This window comes from Streptococcus sp. HMSC073D05 (assembly GCF_001812015.1).
GTDB lineage: Bacteria > Bacillota > Bacilli > Lactobacillales > Streptococcaceae > Streptococcus > Streptococcus parasanguinis_D.
In genome coordinates this window covers 179,976-198,028 of sequence record NZ_KV807489.1, presented here as the reverse complement: position 1 = coordinate 198,028, position 18,053 = coordinate 179,976, and the positions used below count along the sequence as shown (strand labels likewise).

Genomic DNA, 18,053 nt, shown 5'->3' with positions numbered 1-18,053 from the left:
TCTTTATGGTAGAACGAATCAAAAAAGCCCGTTTAATTTATAATCCGACCTCTGGGCAAGAAATTATCAAGAAAAATATTGCGGAAGTCTTGGACGTACTCGAAGATGTGGGCTATGAAACTAGCGCTTATCAAACGACTCCAGAACCATTTTCTGCCCAAAATGAAGCAGAAAGAGCCGCTAAGGCAGGCTTTGATTTAATCATTGCCGCTGGTGGAGATGGTACGATTAACGAAGTGGTCAATGGGGTTGCAGGTCTGGAAAATCGTCCGCAGATGGCCTTTATCCCGACTGGTACCACCAATGACTATGCGCGTGCCTTGAAGATCCCGATGGGTGATCCTGTGGCGGCTGCTCGCATTATCGAAAAGAATCAAACCATTCAGATGGATATTGGTCGTGCCTATGGCAGTAAGTATTTCATCAACATTGCTGCAGCAGGAACCATGACAGAATTGACCTTCAGTGTTCCAAGTAGTGTTAAATCTCGCTTGGGTTACTTTGCCTATGTGGCAGAAGCTGCTAAAATGTTGCCACGAAACAAGGCTCGTAAGGTGCGGATTGAGCACGACAATGGTGTCTTTGAAGGGCCAGCGTCTATGATTTTTGTGGCTCTTACCAACTCGATTGCTGGTTTTGAAAGTGTTGCGCCAGATGCTAAGCTTGATGATGGGAACTTTACCTTGATTATCGTAAAAACTGCTAAGCTCTTTAACATGTTGTCCTTGATGATTCAGGCCATTAATGGAGGCAAGCATGTGCACGATGAAAATGTAGAATATCTCAAGACCAAGAAGTTGACGATCGAAATGTTAGGGAAAAATGCTCAACCATTCCGCATCAATCTAGATGGGGAATACGGAGGAGATACTCCAGTTGAATTGGAAGTCTTCCATAATCACTTGGAATTCTTTGCAAATATTGATGAAATCAACAACGATGCTTTGGTTCACCCATCTGAAGAATAAAAACAAATAGTTGGAGTCCGTTACGTGTTTTACAAGCGGATGGTTCCTTCGGTATTAAATTGGAAATAGGAAAATGTTATGCGACAATACCATGTAAAGCTTCATTTTCATAAGCAAAAAGGAAATTATTTTGCCTATGATATGTGGCAGTGGCAGGATCAAGTAGAAGGAAAATCAGTCTCTTTCTCCAAGTTGGATTATTTTGGAGTAGAGGGAAATCTGGTATACGAGAGTGAGGATGCCTTGAACCGGGGCCATGTCCTGGTTAAAGAAGGGGATTGGCTCACCAAGACCCGTGATTTTGAAATCGAACTCTTACCAGAAGGGCATGTTCGAGAAGTGTGGATTCTCGATGGAGACGATACAGTTTATTATTCTTTGCAAGCTGCTTTGACGAGTCATGCCTACAGCCATCGTCAGCCTCATGCCTACGATATGGCGATGCGTCCTAGAGAGTTTGATGCTAAATGGGCGTATCAAGGCTGGCTTGGTCATCGTGAGGAAGAAGGGGAGCATTGCTTTAAACTATGGGCACCTACTGCCAAGAAAGTTGAATTGTTGCTCTATCAATCTACAGACTTGGATGCGCCTATTTGGAAGAGCATGCCAATGACACGAGGCAAACAAGAGTCTAGCTACCACCCAGAAAATACCCACGGTGTTTGGATTTTAGATTTTTTAGGAAATTTAAGTGGCATGGCTTATCAATATCGTGTGCATTTTGAACACCATACTCAAGTGACGCGCGATCCTTATAGCATTGCAACGACAGCGGATGGGATGCGCTCTGCCATTCTTTCAAGAGCAGATCGTCAGTTTGATTGGGGTCCTAAAAAAGGCGCCGATGCAACTCCTTGGCGCTTGGACAATCCTTGTCAAGCAGTGATTTATGAGATGCATCTTCGGGATTTGACCAAGTCACCGACATCAGGTGTGGACGAGTCTTTGCGTGGGACCTATCTGGGGGCTTGCCAAGAAGGAACAGTCAATAGCCATGGTGATGCAACTGCCTTTGATTATATCCGTCAGTTAGGGGTCAATGTCGTGCAACTGCAACCGATCTCTGACCGCTTTAAACAGTACGACGAAGAAGGCCGTGTGACCTACAATTGGGGCTATGACGTTCAGAATTATTCTGCACCAGAAACTAGCTTTTCGACGGATCCATCCAATCCGAAACAAACCATGAAAGAGCTCAAAACCATGATCCGGGCTTATCATGAGGCAGGAATTTCTGTGGTCATGGATGTGGTCTACAATCATATCTACTCGACCGAGCATGGTCCTTTCCAAAATACAGTACCCGATTATTATTACCGGATGGAGCCAGATGGTCGCTTCCAAAATGGGACAGGTGTTGGGAATGAAACGGCTAGTGAGCATGAAATGTACCGCAAGTACATGATTGATTCCCTCACGCACTGGGTCAAGGAGTACCAGATCGATGGCTTCCGCTTTGATTTGATGGGCATTCACGATGTAAGGACGATGAATGCTATTCGGGAGGCTATGGATGCTCTGGATCCTCGTATTCTCCTTTACGGAGAAGGTTGGGACATGGGGACAGGTCTCGCACCAGAAGACAAGGCTAAGAAGGACAATGCAGCGCAATTGCCTCGAATTGGATTCTTCAATGATACGGAGCGCGATGCCATTAAAGGGGCTGAGGTTTATGGTTCCATCAAACGTGGCTTTGTCAGCAGAAAATCAACAGAGTATATCGTTGCGCGTGCTGTTTTAGGTAGTGCAGAGCTTGGCAATTATTTAAGTCCCAATCAGGTCTTGAATTATGTGGAGGCTCATGACAATTATAATCTCTATGACTTGCTTCAGACCCTTCATCCGAATGAAAAAGTAGCAGGATTGGTCAAGCGCTCAGAGTTGGCTACGGCTATGAATCTGCTCTTTCAGGGCATGACCTTTATGCAATTGGGTCAAGAGTTCATGAGGACCAAATTGGTAGCGACAGGTCCTGATGGAGAAATCACTCCTTTGGATCGTGAACGGGCCATGAATTCCTACAATGCTCCAGATTTTGTGAATCAGGTCAACTGGGATCTGGTCAGTCAAAACAAGGAATCAATTGCCTATATCCGAAGCTTGATCGCCTTGAAGACAAGTCTTCCTGTCTTAGGGCTTGAAAGCTACGATAAAATCTACCAACAAGTCTTTATCCAATCTGCAACTGATTGTAGTGGACTTCTGATATTTGAACTTACAGGAGACAAGAAGTACTTGGTCATCTTCAACGCCAGCGGACTTCCTTATTACCTCCAAAATTCAAATAAATTGAAATTGATGGTTGGGAATAGTCGTCATAAACGACCATTCTATGTGGAGAATTTAACAGCTTCTGTTTTTGAAGTCCTAGATGAAGGTAAAGCGTAATCTTTTTAAAGAAATCACAAAATCCCTGAGTTTTTAAACTCAGGGATTCTTTTTATTTAGAAGAACTGCTACTGGTCTCTGTTGAGGAAGAACTATCATCTTCTGGGTGCAATTCTTTATAAGTTGGTGCCTTGAAGAGATCAACGGTAGACTGGTTGCCACGTTGGTTATAAAGGCTGGTTGATTTGTCACCTTTTTCCTTTTCAATCTTCTTCAATGCCTTGAAGGAATTGGTGTAGGAATAATCTTCTGGATTGACTTTTCCAAGATCATTGCCTTTGAAGAAGCGAAGGAGATCACCGGTCTGGATGCTATCGCTAATCTTCAATTGCAGGTTAGCAGCTTCCCTAATCTTATCCAGTTCTTCCTTGGTTTTTTCGTCTGGGTTGGTGATTTCCTCACCTGTTTTGGTGTAATAGGTCCGGCCACTATAGCTCGTATACTCTGGAGTTACAAAGTAGTTAGCGGAGCGGAAGGCGACGATTTGATCATGTTCTGGAGAGAGCATATCTTGACCAACTTGGAGGAATTTATTGGATTCAATGCCTAGCAAATGTTCCAAGGTTGGGAGCATATCAATTTCGCCACCATAGGTATCAATGATGCCACCCTTATCCATACCTGGAATAACTACCATATAAGGTACGCGTTGCAACATGGCATTGTCATAACTTGACCACGTTTCAGAGTTCTTACCAAGTAGAGGAGCAAGAGCTGGGTTGCGGGAGTTTGAAATTCCGTAGTGGTCCCCATAGAGAACGATGATGGAATTTTTGTAAAGACCAGATTCTTTCAGGTAATCAAAGAAGGCCTTGATCGAAGAATCTAGGTAGTTAGCGGTCGCAAAGTAGCCATTGATGGTTTCGTCCTGAGTCTTAGCTAGAGGAAAGCCAAGATCATCTCCTGACAGGCTGGTCGTATAAGGATAGTGGTTGGAAACCGTAATGAACTTCGTATAGAAAGGCTGTTGCAATCTTTCTAGGTATTTGATGGAATCCTTGAGCATGTATTTGTCATTAAGACCATACTGGAAGGAATTGCTGCTATTTTGTTTGGTGAAGTAGCTGGCATCAAAGAAGTAATTGTAGCCCCATTGTTTATAGGCGGTATTTCGATTCCAGAAACTTCCAGCATTCCCATGGAAAACAGCGCTCGAGTTGTAACCATTTTTTGAAAGAATAAATGGTGCAGCCTGTTGGGTATTGGTTCCACCATAGTTCACCATAAAGGAGCCTTGGTTGAGTCCGAAGAGGCCTGTTTCAATCATGGTCTCAGCATCAGACGTTTTCCCTGCCTTGACTTGGTTAAAAACATTTGAAAAGGCAAAGGTTTCTTTCGAGTGGTAAAGTGAGTTTAAGAAAGGTGTCACTTCATATTCTTTATCGTCTACTTTCAACTTGTAATCGATCAAGAATTGTTGGAAACTTTCCAAGTGAATGTAGATAACATTACGGCCTTTGGCCATTCCAAAGTACTCAGGATTAGGCTTGGCATAATGCTGTTGGATATATTCTTCCACCGGTTTTAAATCTGCTTCGGAGGCTTTGGAACGTTCTTTGTTGGCAGCATAGGTCTGATTAGCGCTATAACCCAGAAAGGCTGGTAAGCCTAGGGCACGAACGACATAGTAGTTTGAGAACCCACGAGTCAAGAGCTCAGGTCGGTCAATTTCTGCGAGGAAAAGGTTGGCCGAAAAGAGCATAGCCGATAAAGAGGTAACCGCAAAACTAGCTCGTTTATTGAAGGGACGATTGTCCATTCGAATCCATTTCTTAAAGAAGAAGAAAGCTAGAATAGGGAAATCTAGAATGTAGATCACATCCCAAGGGCGGAACAATTCTAAAGCAGCAGCTCCGAGACCGGCAGAAACCTTGCTGGAAGCCAACATGGTATTGACCGTTACGAAGTCTGTAAACTCTCGATAATAGATGGAGTTGGAAATCAACCAAATAAATAAGAGAAGGTAGATCCCAAAGGCCAAACTATAAAAGAGCTTGGTTCGTTTGATATAGAGTGCTAGACCGATGAAGAGCAGACTGATCGGCAATGGGTTGATCACTGCTAGAAAAATTTGATAGGGTCCTTGAATGTCTAAATTAAAATCAACTGAATAGGCCCACATGGTTTTGAACCAGTAGAGCAACAGAAGGGTCAAGACAAATCCTAGTCTGGTACTCATGAAATTGAGTATCGAATTCGTAATTTTTTTCACAAAATGTTACTTCCTTGTCTTATTTCCTAAAAATTTTCATATACAAGTATACCACATTTTTATGGAGAAAGAAAAAAATGACTGTAAAGGAGAGGAAAGAAATAGGAAAGATCCGGCATTTTATATCATTTGAAGCTAAATGATGAGAGCTAGGATAAAATGGTAAAAAAAGTTCCAGTAAATAAACCCTCTCTTTGTGAAAACTGCAGACTTTTGCTATAATAGAGGGTATGAAAAAACTCACAGTCAGTCGGCAAGTAGCTCGAAAATTAAAACAAGGACAATCCCTTCTTGAAAAGCAAGATTTTGAGTCACTTCCTGCTTTGGATCAAGCGATTCAATTGCTTTCAGGAGATGGACAATCCCTAGGAGTCGGATACTTATCTGAACAAAATAAAGGGATTGGATGGTTTGTTTCACAAGAGTTGGTCGCTTTTGATCAAGACTTTTTTAAAAAGCTTTTCATCAAAGCCAAGCAATACCGTCGTTCTTATTATGCGGATGAAACGACGACGGCCTTTCGTCTCTTTAACCAAGAGGGAGATGGTTTTGGTGGTTTCACGGTTGACTTGTATGGTGAGTTTGTTGTTTTTTCTTGGTACAATCCTTTCGTATTTCAGATCAAGGGAACCATTCTAGCGGCCTTTCAAGAAGCTTTTCCAGAAGTCCGAGGGGGCTATGAAAAGATTCGCTTTAAAGGCTTGGACTATGAATCAGCTCATGTCTATGGAGAAGAAGCTCCGCAAGAATTTTTGATTCTTGAAAATGGGGTCTCTTACCAAGTCTTTCTCAATGATGGCTTGATGACGGGGATCTTTTTGGACCAGCATGAAGTCCGAGGAAGTTTAGTTGAGGGGCTCGCTGCTGGTAAGTCCTTGCTTAATATGTTCTCCTATACGGCGGCCTTCTCTGTGGCTGCGGCAATGGGTGGAGCAGTTGAGACAACATCGGTCGATCTGGCTAAGAGAAGTAGAGAATTATCAGAAGCGCATTTTGTGGCAAATGGCTTGGCGTTGGATGCTCATCGTTTTGTCGTGATGGATGTCTTTGACTATTACAAATATGCCAAACGCCATGACCTAAGCTATGATGTGATCGTGGTTGATCCGCCTAGCTTTGCGCGGAATAAAAAACGGACCTTTTCAGTCGCTAAAGATTATCATCGATTGGTCAGCGAGGCTCTTGAGATTTTAAATCCAGGTGGGACCTTGATTCTCAGTACCAATGCAGCAAATGTGACCAAAGATAAATTTAAAAAACAAATCGAAAAGGGATTTCAAGGACGTAAGCATCGCTATGTAGCGGAATACGGACTTCCGGGAGATTTTCGATGGAACAAGAAAGAAGAAAGTAGTAATTACTTAAAAGTATTTACGATTAGGGTGGATGTATGAAGTTAGTTGTTTCGATTATGCCTCGCTCCTTAGAAGAGGCGCAACAACTAGATAGTTCGCGTTACGAGGATGCAGATGTTATTGAGTGGCGTGCAGACTTTTTAGAAAAAAGCGAGATCTTAACCGTCGCTCCTGCAGTTTTTGAGAAATTTGCTGGACGCGAGATTTTATTCACCTTGCGGACTCGAGCTGAAGGTGGAGAGATGGAGCTGACTAATGAAGAATATGTTGGGATTCTAAAAGATATTCAATCCATCTATCATCCGGATTATATCGATTTCGAGTATTATAGTCACCGTGAAGTCTTTGAAGAGATGTTGGAATTTTCAAATCTTGTTCTTAGCTACCACAATTTCCAAGAAACTCCGGAAAATATGATGGAGATCTTATCGGAATTGACCAGCTTTTCTCCAAAATTAGTCAAGGTATCCGTTATGGCCCACAATGAACAAGATGTTCTTGACTTGATGAATTATACGCGTGGTTTCAAGACACTGAACCCTGAGCAAGAATATGTAACGATTTCCATGGGCAAGGTCGGGAAGATTTCGCGCTTGACAGCTGATTTGACAGGCTCTTCTTGGTCTTATGCTAGAGTCGGAGATGAAAGTGCTCCAGGTCAAATTCCTCTTGAAAATATGAGAAGAATTCGGGAGTTATTAAATGAAGATTGACGGATATACTCGGATGGCAGCGGTCATTGCCCATCCCATTCGTCATAGTATTTCTCCTTTCATCCATAATCTAGCTTATGAATTAACAGCGACCAATGCTGCTTATCTAGCTTGGGATATTGCTGAAGAAGACTTAGAAAGCACCATCAGCCAAATTCGTAAGTTAGATATGATTGGGGCCAATATCTCCATGCCCTATAAGCAGAAGGTCTTTCCTTATCTAGATGAAGTGGATGAGATGGCCCGAAAGATCGGTTCTGTCAATACCATTGTTCACCGTGATGGCAAGCTTAAAGGCTATAATACGGATGGAATTGGTTTCTTTCGTAGTTTACCTCCTGCTTTCTCTATTAAGGGAAAAACAATGGTTCTCTTAGGTGCAGGTGGTGCAGCTTTAGCGATTATTGCACAGGCGATTCATCTAGGTGTGAAACGTATCCTTGTCTTTGTGAGAGAGGAAAGATTGGTTCATTATCGTTCAATAGTTCAGTTGGTTGAAGAAGGCTTTGATTTCTTGATAGAATTGTATGCGATTGAGAAAGATGAAGATGTTCAAAACTCTTTTAATCAAGCTGATCTCATCTTAAATGCCACTGGTGTTGGAATGGATGGTCAGTCTCTTCCAATAGCGAGTCAATTGACCTTTCCCCCACATGCCTTAATCGTAGAGATGGCCTACTATCCGGCAGTGACCCCCTTTCTGCAATTAGCAGTGAATCAAGGAAACCAGAGGGTAAATGGGCTGGGAATGCTCTTTTATCAAGCTGAAGCAGCATTTGAATTAATGACTGGGAAAGTATTTCCTACAGAGTCTGTATGGAAAGCTTTGACAACAGAATATCGCCAATTTGTATGTGACTAAGAGAGGGGTTTACCTTTCCCTATTGAAAAGCTTTATGAGATTAGAACAGGAACTGATTTTTTAAAAAACAGTCTTGCTCTAGTCTCTTTTTCATTTTGTTTGAGACATGTACCTTATTTCATGATAAGATAGAATCAAAGAAAAACGTGAAGGAGATTCCTATGAACGTATCGGTACCTATTCCAGGACATTCCTATGATATTGTGATTGAAAGAGGTGGTCTCAACCAAGTTGGCGACTGGTTGCGTACTCTTTGGGGCGATAAAAAAGTCGCCATTATTTCCGATAACCGCGTGGCTAAGCTATATGCCTCTATCGTAGAGAAGAGCCTTGAGAAAGCTGGTTTTCAAGTGGTGCGCTTTGAGTTTCTTGAAGGAGAAGCCAGTAAGAATCTAACCACTGTTTCAAAAGTTTATGACTTTCTAGCTACTCAAGGCATGACCCGCAGTGATGGAATCGTCGCTCTTGGGGGCGGCGTTGTTGGTGATTTGGCTGGTTTTGCTGCCTCGACCTATATGCGGGGAATTTCCTTTGTTCAGATCCCGACTAGCTTGACCGCGCAGGTTGATTCCTCTATCGGTGGTAAGACTGGAGTCAACACAGCCTATGCCAAAAACATGGTAGGAACCTTTGCCCAACCGGATGGAGTGTTCATTGATCCTGAAGTGTTGAGCACTTTGGGACACCGTGAATTGATCGAGGGGATGGGTGAAGTCATCAAGTATGGTCTCATCCAAGATACGGAACTTTGGGAAGAATTGGAAGACATGGATGGTTCTATCGAGAGTATTCTAGAGCATGCAGAGAGCATTATTTCTCATTCTTGCCTGGTGAAGCGTGACCATGTGGTGGCAGACGAGCTGGACAATGGCATTCGCCTCTATCTCAATTTTGGTCATACCATTGGCCATGCCATTGAAGCAACAGCTGGTTATGGGCAGGTTATGCATGGAGAAGCCGTCAGTATGGGCATGGTGCAGCTCTCCCGAGTTGCAGAAGAAAAAGGCTTGATGCCAAAGGGAATCACTCAAAAAATCGAAGAAATGTGCCGAAAATTTGGCCTTCCGGTGGCCTATGAGCAATGGGATCAAGAAGCCCTTTATCAAGCTTTGACCCATGACAAAAAAGCCCGTGGGACCAGCTTGAAATTGGTGATTGTTCCAGAGTTGGGGAAAGCAGCGATTCATCAAATCCCTCTTCAAGAAATGAAGGACTTTTTAGAAAGAAAGGAATAAGGTCGTATGAGATATTTAACAGCAGGAGAGTCCCATGGACCTCGACTAACAGCCATCATCGAGGGGGTTCCGGCAGGCCTTCCTTTATCTGAAGAGGATATTAATAAAGAGCTCAAACGTCGACAAGGTGGCTATGGTCGTGGTGCTCGGATGAAAATCGAGAGTGACCGTGTTGAGATCACATCAGGTGTTCGTCATGGCTTGACCATGGGAGGTCCGATTACTCTGAATGTGACCAATCTGGATCACCTAAAATGGCTGGAGATCATGAATGTAGCACCGGTCGAAGAGAAAAAGAAAAATCTGCGTAAGATCACCAAGCCACGTCCTGGTCATGCCGATCTAGTCGGAGGGATCAAATACCGTTTTGACGATCTTCGTAATTCGCTCGAACGTTCTTCTGCCCGTGAGACGACCATGCGTGTAGCCGTTGGTGCAGTTGCTAAACGGATTTTAGAAGAGATCGGCGTTGAAGTAGCCAGCCACATTGTTAATTTTGGGGGAATCGAGATTGCAATTCCTGAGAATCTAACCGTTTCAGAAATCAAGGAAAAGGCAGGTCAGTCGGAAGTTTCGATCGTGGTGCCAGAACAAGAAGAAGCCGTTAAGGCTTACATTGACCAAGTGAAAAAAGATGGCGATACCATCGGGGGAATTGTGGAAACCTTGGTTGGGGGTGTGCCTGTTGGACTAGGATCCTATGTGCAATGGGACAAGAAATTGGACGCTAAAATCGCTCAAGGAGTGGTCTCTATCAATGCCTTTAAGGGAGTTGAGTTTGGTCTTGGGTTCGACGCAGGTCGCCTAAAAGGTAGTCAAGTCATGGATGAAATCATCTGGTCTCAGGACACTGGCTATACGCGTCGCACCAATAATCTTGGTGGTTTTGAAGGGGGCATGACCAATGGTGAGCCCATTCTGGTTCGTGGTGTCATGAAACCTATTCCGACCCTCTACAAACCTTTGATGAGTGTGGATATTGAAACTCATGAGCCTTATAAGGCAACAGTTGAGCGCAGCGACCCAACGGCTCTACCAGCTGCAGGAGTGGTAATGGAAGCAGTGGTCGCAACAGTCCTTGCTACAGAAGTGCTTGAAAAATTCTCATCCGATAACTTGGAAGAATTGAAAGAAGCCGTTGCTAAGCACCGGGAATTTACGAAGAATTTTTAAGAGAAAGAGTTTTCCTTTGGAGAAGAAAGTTGTATATATTGCAGGCTTGGGCTTGATTGGTGCATCCCTCGCGCTAGGCATTAAGAGAGCCCACCCAAACGTGACTGTTCTTGGGTACAATCGTAGTGAAGCCTCTCGAACCATCGCCCTTGAAAGAGGAATGGTGGATCAGGTGACGGATGATTTCGCAGCCTTTGCCCCCTTAGCAGATATCATTATTTTGGCCCTTCCCATCAAGCAAACCAAGTCTTACTTAGAAACCTTAGCTAGCTTGCATTTGAAAGACCGGGTACTGGTGACAGATGCAGGCTCTACCAAGGCAGAAATTGTCGCACAAGCTGAAAAAGTGTTTACAGATAAGGATGTACGCTTTGTGGGAGGACACCCCATGGCTGGTAGTCATAAGACAGGTGCTGCAGCAGCAGATGCAACCTTATTTGAAAATGCCTATTATATTTTTACCCCTTCCAGCTTGACGACAGGGGGTGCCATGGAAGAGTTGAAAGAGCTTCTGAGTGGATTGGGATCCCGCTTTATCGAAATCGATGCCGAGGAACACGATCGAGTGACTTCCCAGATCAGCCATTTCCCTCATATTTTAGCCTCGACTCTGGTCGAGCAGGCCGTAGCTTATGGGGAAGAGCATGAAATGACCCGTCGTTTTGCGGCTGGTGGCTTTCGGGATATGACACGGATTGCGGAAAGTGAGCCAGGCATGTGGACCTCTATCCTCTTGTCCAACCCTCAAGCGATATTAGAGCGGATTGCAGATTTCAAAGAGCGTTTGGATCAGGTGGCTGAGACCATTCAAGCAGATAACGAAGAGGCCATTTGGTCCTTTTTCCAAGAAGGTCGCAAGCACCGAAAAGAAATGCAAATCCATCAGCGTGCTGGACGCGATAGTGCCTATGATCTCTTTATCGATGTCCCTGATAAGGAAGGTGTGATCCTCGAAATCTTACAACTCCTACAAGGGATTTCCTTGGTCAATATTCACATTAATGAAGAGAATCGTGAAGATATCCACGGGATTTTGCAACTGACCTTTAAAAATGCAGAGGATCAGGAACAGGCCCAAGAATTGATCAGCCAGGCGATGTCTTATACTGTCCTTGCTCGCTAGGTCTAAAGAAGGATTTGCGTCAAAATGCCTGCTTCATTTTAGGAATATTGAAGGAAAAGCAGTATAATAGAAGTATCTTATCAGTAAAGGAGCCTAGAAAATGGCAAATATTTATGATGTAGCAAACGAACTCTCTCGAACCCTGCGAGACCTTCCTGAATATAAGGCTGTCGTAGAAAGCAAGCAAGCGATCGAAGCAAATCCAGAAGCGAAAACGCTGTTTGACGAATACGTCGCTTTCCAAAATCAACTGCAAGGCTTGATGCAATCCGGTCAACTTCCAACAGAAGCTGTGCAACAAGAAATGAAGGACTACATGGAAAAAATCCAAGCAAGTCCGATTGTGAATGAATTTTTCACCAAACAACAACAATTGTCTATTTATCTTGCAGATCTTGAAAAGATCATCTTTGAGCCGATTCAAGATTTATACAAATAAGAACCACTACCAGAGTTGTCATTTCGACTCTGGTATTTTCGTTCGCCACTAGAGGAAAACAAGCTCAAAAAATGCTTGGAAACATTCGTTTTTTGTTCCAAATTTTTGATCAAAAATTGAATTCATGTCCTATTTATGATAGAATATGTGGAAAAGCACTCTGGAGAAGGCAATGAAATTAAGAACCAATAGCAAGGGTCTAAAGGGAACCATTCGTGTCCCTGGTGACAAATCCATCAGTCACCGATCGATTATTTTTGGAAGTCTTGCAAAGGGCGAAACCAAGGTCTATAATATCTTGCGAGGCGAAGATGTGCTTTCTACCATCCAGGTGTTTCGAGATTTAGGAGTCTCTATCCAGGATGATGGGGATGTGATTCGGATTCAAGGGGTAGGCTTTCAGGGTCTTCAAGCTCCGACCGATCCCCTTGATATGGGCAATTCAGGAACGTCTATTCGTTTGATTTCAGGTGTCTTAGCAGGTCAGGATTTTGCAGTGACCATGGTCGGAGACGACAGTCTTTCCAAACGGCCCATGGATCGTGTGGCGATCCCACTGCGTCAGATGGGGGTAGAGATTTCTGGTCAGGGAGATCGCGATTGCCCGCCTTTGCATGAAAAAGGGACGCACCAGCTTAAAGCCATTCATTACCGTTTGCCAGTGGCATCGGCTCAAGTCAAGTCTGCTCTCATTTTTGCCGCTCTACAAGCTGAAGGTGAATCGACGATTATCGAAAAGGAAAAGACGCGTGACCATACGGAGGATATGATTCGCCAATTTGGTGGAGAGATCCAGGTGAATGGAAAAACCATCCGCATCCAAGGTGGACAAGAGTTTCAAGGTCAAGAAGTCATCGTTCCTGGAGATATTTCCAGTGCAGCCTTTTGGTTAGTGGCAGGCCTCATGCTGCCAGATAGTGTGATCAAGATTGAAAATGTTGGCATCAACCAAACGCGGACAGGGATTCTCGATGTGATTCAAGAAATGGGGGGAGATCTCACCATGGAGGATCGCGATGAAAAAGCGGTCTCTGCGAGTCTCACTGTCAAGACTTCGTCCTTAAAAGGGATTCGAATTGATGGGGAGTTGATTCCACGCTTGATTGATGAATTGCCGATTATTGCTTTACTAGCGACACAAGCAAATGGTCAGACCGTGATTGCGGATGCTGAAGAGCTCCGTGTGAAAGAAACGGACCGTATCCAGGTCGTAGCAGATAGCCTCAATGCTATGGGAGCCACTGTCGTGCCAACGGAAGACGGCATGATCATCACTGGACCGACTCCTCTACATGGAGCAGAATTGGAGACCTTTGGAGATCATCGGATTGGGATGATGGTTGCCATTGCTGCCTTATTGGTGAGTGATGGAAATGTGGTGTTGGATCGTGCAGAGGCCATCAACACCAGTTACCCTAGTTATTTTGAAGATTTGGAGACCTTACTGCATGGCTAAAATTTTACTTGGTTTTATGGGAACAGGTAAAACGACCGTTGGTCGCATTCTTGATCCAAAGTTCCATGATATGGATGAATTAATTGTTGAAGAGATCGGTATGTCGATCAATGACTATTTCGCAGTGGAAGGAGAAGCTGCCTTTCGTCATCGCGAGGCTGAAATGCTAGAGCGTTTGTTGAAAAACGAAGCGGCCATCATCTCCCCTGGAGGCGGGATTGTGGTCAATCCTCATAACCGTGCGCTCTTGGAAAAAAATCCTCACAACATTTATTTGCGGGTAGATTTTGAAACCTTGTACAGCCGCATTCAAAATGACAAAGCCATGCAACGCCCCCTCTTTTTAAACCACACAAAAGAAGAATTCAAGAAGATTTTTGATGGTCGTTTGCCTTTGTATGAGGATATTGCAACCCATATTGTGGATGTTGAGGACAAAACACCTGAAGAAATTGCGGAGATCATTCGATGCTTGTAGGCTTTCTTGGTCCCAAGGGATCTTTTACCCATGATGTGGCCACTCATAGCTTTCCGACTTCTGAACGCATCGCCTATCGGACGATCACAGATGTCATTAAGGCTTATGAGAATCAAGAGATCGATTTTGCAGTCGTCCCAGTTGAAAACTCGATTGAAGGCAGTGTTCATGAGACCCTTGATTACCTCTTTCACCAAGGAACCATCCAGGCCGTTGCAGAAGTGGTCTATCCCATTAAACAACAGCTCTTGGTAGTTAAAAAAGATCGGCCTATTCGAACGGTCTATTCGCATCCACAGGCCTTGGCCCAAGGGAAGGCTTTTCTAAGAGCCCATTATCCGGATGTGGCCATGGAAATGACGGCTTCAACAGCCTATGCAGCCCGCTATGTAGCAGAGCATCCAGACATGGAAATTGCAGCGATTGCCCCTCTGGCAGCGGCCAGTGAGTACGGCTTGGAAGTCCAGGCCAAAGACATCCAAGAAATCGAGGACAATTATACACGTTTTTGGATTTTAGGGACCAAAGAGCCCGCAATTTCAGAAACTTTAAGACCGGCCCTTCAAAAAGTTAGCTTGGCCTTGACCTTGCCAAGTAACCTGGCAGGAGCCCTCTATAAAGGTTTGTCTACCTTTGCTTGGCGGGGGATCAATTTAACCAAGATTGAAAGTCGACCCCTAAAAACAGCTTTAGGAGAATACTTTTTCATTATTGACCTCCTAAATGAAGCGCCTGATCTTTTACAATTTGCCTATCAAGAATTAGACAGTTTGGGCATTCAGACAAAAGTCTTGGGTCAGTATCAGGTCTATACCTTAAAAGATAACGGAATGGAGAAAAGATGAGTAACGAATCCAACTTTCTATCTCACCACGAGCGAAAGCGATTAGAGTACTTATACTCAAATTTTCATTATTTGAATGAACGAGAACAACTAGAATACAATTACCTGCTCAAGAAGAGCCAAGGAGCTTATGAGGAAGCAGAAGCCCTTCAACCTGAGGTAGACGCTACAGAAGAAGTGCAAGGTGAGATTGCTGAACCAATTGGGGATCTCCCTGTTTACCAATCACGTAGCAAAAAGTCTAAGAAGAAAGCAGTTGCTGCGACGAGCGATATACCTAAGAAACCACGGAAAAAGATCCGCGTCAAACGGATTCTCAAGTGGCTTGCTCTCTTTTTCTTGCTCATTATTGGTGGCATGGTCTTCATGTTTGTGAAAGGCCTGAACAGCAAGCCGACAGGTCCAGATGCTAAACCAGCTGTCGTCGAGAAATTTAACGGCAAGAAGTCAAGAGATGGGGTCAATATCCTGATCTTGGGGACAGATGGTCGGATCGGTGAGAAGTCAGATGAGACCCGGACAGACTCCATCATGGTGGTCAATGTCAATAACAAAGAAGGTAAGATCAAGATGGTCAGCTTCATGCGGGATACACTGGTCCATATCGATGGAGTGAGCCAGCAAAATATTCCTGAATATGATGGCTACTACGACCAGAAGCTCAATACAGCCTTCACCATCGGGGAGCAAAATAACAACCAAGGGGCTGAATTGGTGCGTCAGATGCTCAAAGATAACTTTGACATTGACATCCAATATTACGCCATGGTCGATTTCAAGACCTTTGCGACAGCAATCGATACCCTCTTCCCAAATGGGGTCGAGATGAATGCGCAGTTTTCAACGGTTGATGGCGAAAAAGTCAGTGAAGTAGAAGTGCCAGATGATTTGAACATGAAAGACGGTGTTGTTCCGCAGCAAACCATCAAGGTTGGAAAACAACGGATGGATGGCCGGACCCTTCTCAATTACTCGCGTTTCCGTAAGGACGATGAAGGAGACTTTGGTCGGACCCGTCGCCAACAAGAGGTCATGTCCGCTATCATGCATCAGATCAAGGATCCAACCAAACTCTTTACGGGATCTGAAGCCCTTGGGAAAGTCTTTGCCATGACGTCTACCAATGTTCCTTTCTCTTTCTTATTGACCAATGGACTTGGACTAGTCGGAAGTGCTGGAAAAGGAATTGAACGAGTGACCATCCCAGAAAATGGGGATTGGGTCGATGCCTACGATATGTACGGTGGCCAAGGATTGCTCGTCGATTTTGATGCTTATAAAAAGAAATTGTACCAAATGGGACTGAGATGATATAATAAGGGGATAGGAGTTTTGGACTCCACCCCTTTTAATTTGTAGAAAGATAGAAAACGATGTTAAAGAAAAATGAAATTGTAACCGTTGAGATTGTCGATTTGACACACGAAGGAGCAGGAGTGGCTAAGGTCGATGGCCTGGTCTTTTTTGTGGAGAATGCCCTTCCAGGAGAAGTCATCCGCATGCGTGTGCTCAAGGTCAATAAGAAGATCGGCTACGGAAAAGTAGAGGACTACCTAGAAAAATCCCCTCACCGCAATGAAGAGCTTGACCTGGCTTACTTGCGAAGCGGCATTGCCGACTTGGGCCACCTAGCTTATCCGGAACAGCTTAAATTCAAGGCCAAGCAGGTCAAGGATAGTCTCTACAAGATGGCAGGAATCTCTGATATCGAAGTGCCCCTGACTTTGGGGATGGATCATCCCGTCCAGTATCGCAACAAGGCCCAGGTCCCTGTCCGTCGTGTCAATGGTCAGGTGGAGACAGGTTTCTTTCGCAAGAACTCTCATGATTTGATGCCGATTGAAGACTTCTATATCCAAGATCCAGTTATTGACCAAGTGGTCTTGGCTCTTCGAGATTTGATTCGTCGGTTTGACCTCAAGCCTTATGATGAAAAGGAACAGTCTGGCTTGATTCGCAATCTAGTGGTCCGCCGAGGTCACCATTCAGGAGAAATTATGGTCATTTTGGTCACTACTCGTCCTAAAGTTTTCCGTGTGGACCAGTTGATCGAGCAGTTGATCAAGCAATTCCCAGCCATCAAATCCGTTATGCAAAATATCAATGACCAGAATACCAATGCCATTTTTGGAAAAGAATGGCGTACGCTTTATGGTCAAGACTATATTACAGATCAAATGTTAGGCAATAGCTTCCAAATCTCTGGCCAAGCCTTTTACCAGGTCAATACCGAAATGGCAGAAAAGCTCTATCAGACAGCTATTGACTTTGCAGACTTGAGAGCAGAGGATATAGTGATTGACGCCTACTCCGGAATTGGGACCATTGGCTTGTCAGTTGCCAAGCATGTCAAAGAAGTCTATGGAGTTGAGGTCATTTCAGAAGCCGTGGAGAATAGCATTAAGAATGCAGAATTGAACGGTATCACCAATGCCCACTATGTCTGCGATACAGCTGAAAATGCCATGAAAAATTGGCTCAAGGAAGGCATCCAACCAACTGCTATCCTAGTCGACCCACCACGCAAGGGCTTAACCGAAAGCTTTATCAAAGCAAGCGCCCAAACAGGTGCTGACCGCATCGCCTATATCTCCTGTAACGTCGCCACCATGGCGCGTGATATCAAACTCTATCAAGAGTTGGGATACGAATTGAAGAAAGTCCAGCCGGTGGATCTTTTTCCGCAGACGCATCATGTCGAGTGTGTGAGCTTGTTGGTGAAACGCAGTTAATCCTCAAAAGGTTCCCCGAACCTTTTGAGTCCCACAAACGCATCATGTTGATGCGGTATCACTGCTTGTACGAGC

The 18,053-nt window shown here is 44.2% G+C and carries 15 protein-coding genes; 14 read left to right on the top strand and 1 reads right to left on the bottom strand.

What is annotated here, in order from left to right; all coding sequences use genetic code 11:
* Window positions 1-5 precede the first annotated feature (5 nt).
* Both HMPREF2832_RS04390 and pulA read left to right on the top strand, forming a co-directional pair.
* Complete coding sequence (locus HMPREF2832_RS04390; RefSeq protein ID WP_003006748.1) at window positions 6-968, top strand: diacylglycerol kinase family lipid kinase; 963 nt, start codon at window positions 6-8, stop codon at window positions 966-968.
* Between the two features lie 78 nt (window positions 969-1,046).
* Window positions 1,047-3,356 carry a type I pullulanase gene (gene pulA, locus HMPREF2832_RS04385; protein ID WP_049497313.1) on the top strand — a complete coding sequence of 770 codons (2,310 nt, stop codon included), beginning with the start codon at window positions 1,047-1,049 and terminating at the stop codon, window positions 3,354-3,356.
* A 52-nt stretch (window positions 3,357-3,408) separates the two neighbouring features.
* Here pulA and HMPREF2832_RS04380 read toward each other — a convergent pair whose 3' ends face one another.
* Window positions 3,409-5,568 carry an LTA synthase family protein gene (locus tag HMPREF2832_RS04380; protein WP_049497311.1) on the bottom strand — a complete coding sequence of 720 codons (2,160 nt, stop codon included), beginning with the start codon at window positions 5,566-5,568 and terminating at the stop codon, window positions 3,409-3,411.
* Between the two features lie 230 nt (window positions 5,569-5,798).
* Here HMPREF2832_RS04380 and HMPREF2832_RS04375 point away from each other — a divergent pair, with 230 nt between their 5' ends.
* The 12 genes from HMPREF2832_RS04375 to rlmD all read left to right on the top strand — a co-directional run bounded on the left by HMPREF2832_RS04375 (window position 5,799) and on the right by rlmD (window position 17,978).
* A complete protein-coding gene (locus tag HMPREF2832_RS04375) occupies window positions 5,799-6,962 on the top strand; it encodes a class I SAM-dependent rRNA methyltransferase (RefSeq protein ID WP_049497309.1) in 1,164 nt (387 codons plus the stop codon).
* Complete coding sequence (gene aroD, locus HMPREF2832_RS04370; protein WP_003014374.1) at window positions 6,959-7,636, top strand: type I 3-dehydroquinate dehydratase; 678 nt, start codon at window positions 6,959-6,961, stop codon at window positions 7,634-7,636. The genes HMPREF2832_RS04375 and aroD overlap by 4 nt, the downstream gene beginning before the upstream one ends.
* Window positions 7,626-8,498, top strand: coding sequence for a shikimate dehydrogenase (aroE, locus tag HMPREF2832_RS04365; protein ID WP_049497305.1), 873 nt, complete (start codon window positions 7,626-7,628; stop codon window positions 8,496-8,498). The genes aroD and aroE overlap by 11 nt, the downstream gene beginning before the upstream one ends.
* Before the next feature lie 161 nt (window positions 8,499-8,659).
* On the top strand, window positions 8,660-9,733 hold the full coding sequence (gene aroB / locus HMPREF2832_RS04360) for a 3-dehydroquinate synthase (RefSeq protein ID WP_049497303.1): 1,074 nt from the start codon (window positions 8,660-8,662) through the stop codon (window positions 9,731-9,733).
* Between the two features lie 6 nt (window positions 9,734-9,739).
* Entirely contained in the window at window positions 9,740-10,906 is a 1,167-nt protein-coding gene (gene aroC / locus HMPREF2832_RS04355; RefSeq protein ID WP_049497302.1) for a chorismate synthase, read from the top strand.
* A gap of 16 nt (window positions 10,907-10,922) precedes the next feature.
* Entirely contained in the window at window positions 10,923-12,029 is a 1,107-nt protein-coding gene (locus HMPREF2832_RS04350; protein WP_049497300.1) for a prephenate dehydrogenase, read from the top strand.
* 100 nt (window positions 12,030-12,129) lie between these two features.
* Window positions 12,130-12,468, top strand: a complete 339-nt coding sequence (locus HMPREF2832_RS04345; RefSeq protein ID WP_003014453.1) for a YlbF/YmcA family competence regulator — start codon at window positions 12,130-12,132, stop codon at window positions 12,466-12,468.
* 172 nt (window positions 12,469-12,640) lie between these two features.
* Window positions 12,641-13,924, top strand: coding sequence for a 3-phosphoshikimate 1-carboxyvinyltransferase (gene aroA, locus HMPREF2832_RS04340; RefSeq protein ID WP_049497297.1), 1,284 nt, complete (start codon window positions 12,641-12,643; stop codon window positions 13,922-13,924).
* Entirely contained in the window at window positions 13,917-14,402 is a 486-nt protein-coding gene (locus tag HMPREF2832_RS04335; RefSeq protein ID WP_049497295.1) for a shikimate kinase, read from the top strand. The genes aroA and HMPREF2832_RS04335 overlap by 8 nt, the downstream gene beginning before the upstream one ends.
* Window positions 14,393-15,247 carry a prephenate dehydratase gene (gene pheA / locus HMPREF2832_RS04330; RefSeq protein ID WP_049497293.1) on the top strand — a complete coding sequence of 285 codons (855 nt, stop codon included), beginning with the start codon at window positions 14,393-14,395 and terminating at the stop codon, window positions 15,245-15,247. The genes HMPREF2832_RS04335 and pheA overlap by 10 nt, the downstream gene beginning before the upstream one ends.
* Window positions 15,244-16,557 (top strand): LCP family protein, encoded by a 1,314-nt coding sequence (locus HMPREF2832_RS04325; RefSeq protein ID WP_049490723.1) that lies wholly within the window; start codon window positions 15,244-15,246, stop codon window positions 16,555-16,557. The genes pheA and HMPREF2832_RS04325 overlap by 4 nt, the downstream gene beginning before the upstream one ends.
* A gap of 62 nt (window positions 16,558-16,619) precedes the next feature.
* Window positions 16,620-17,978: a 23S rRNA (uracil(1939)-C(5))-methyltransferase RlmD gene (rlmD, locus tag HMPREF2832_RS04320; RefSeq protein ID WP_070505692.1), complete on the top strand. Its 1,359-nt coding sequence runs from the start codon at window positions 16,620-16,622 to the stop codon at window positions 17,976-17,978.
* Window positions 17,979-18,053: the final 75 nt, after the last annotated feature.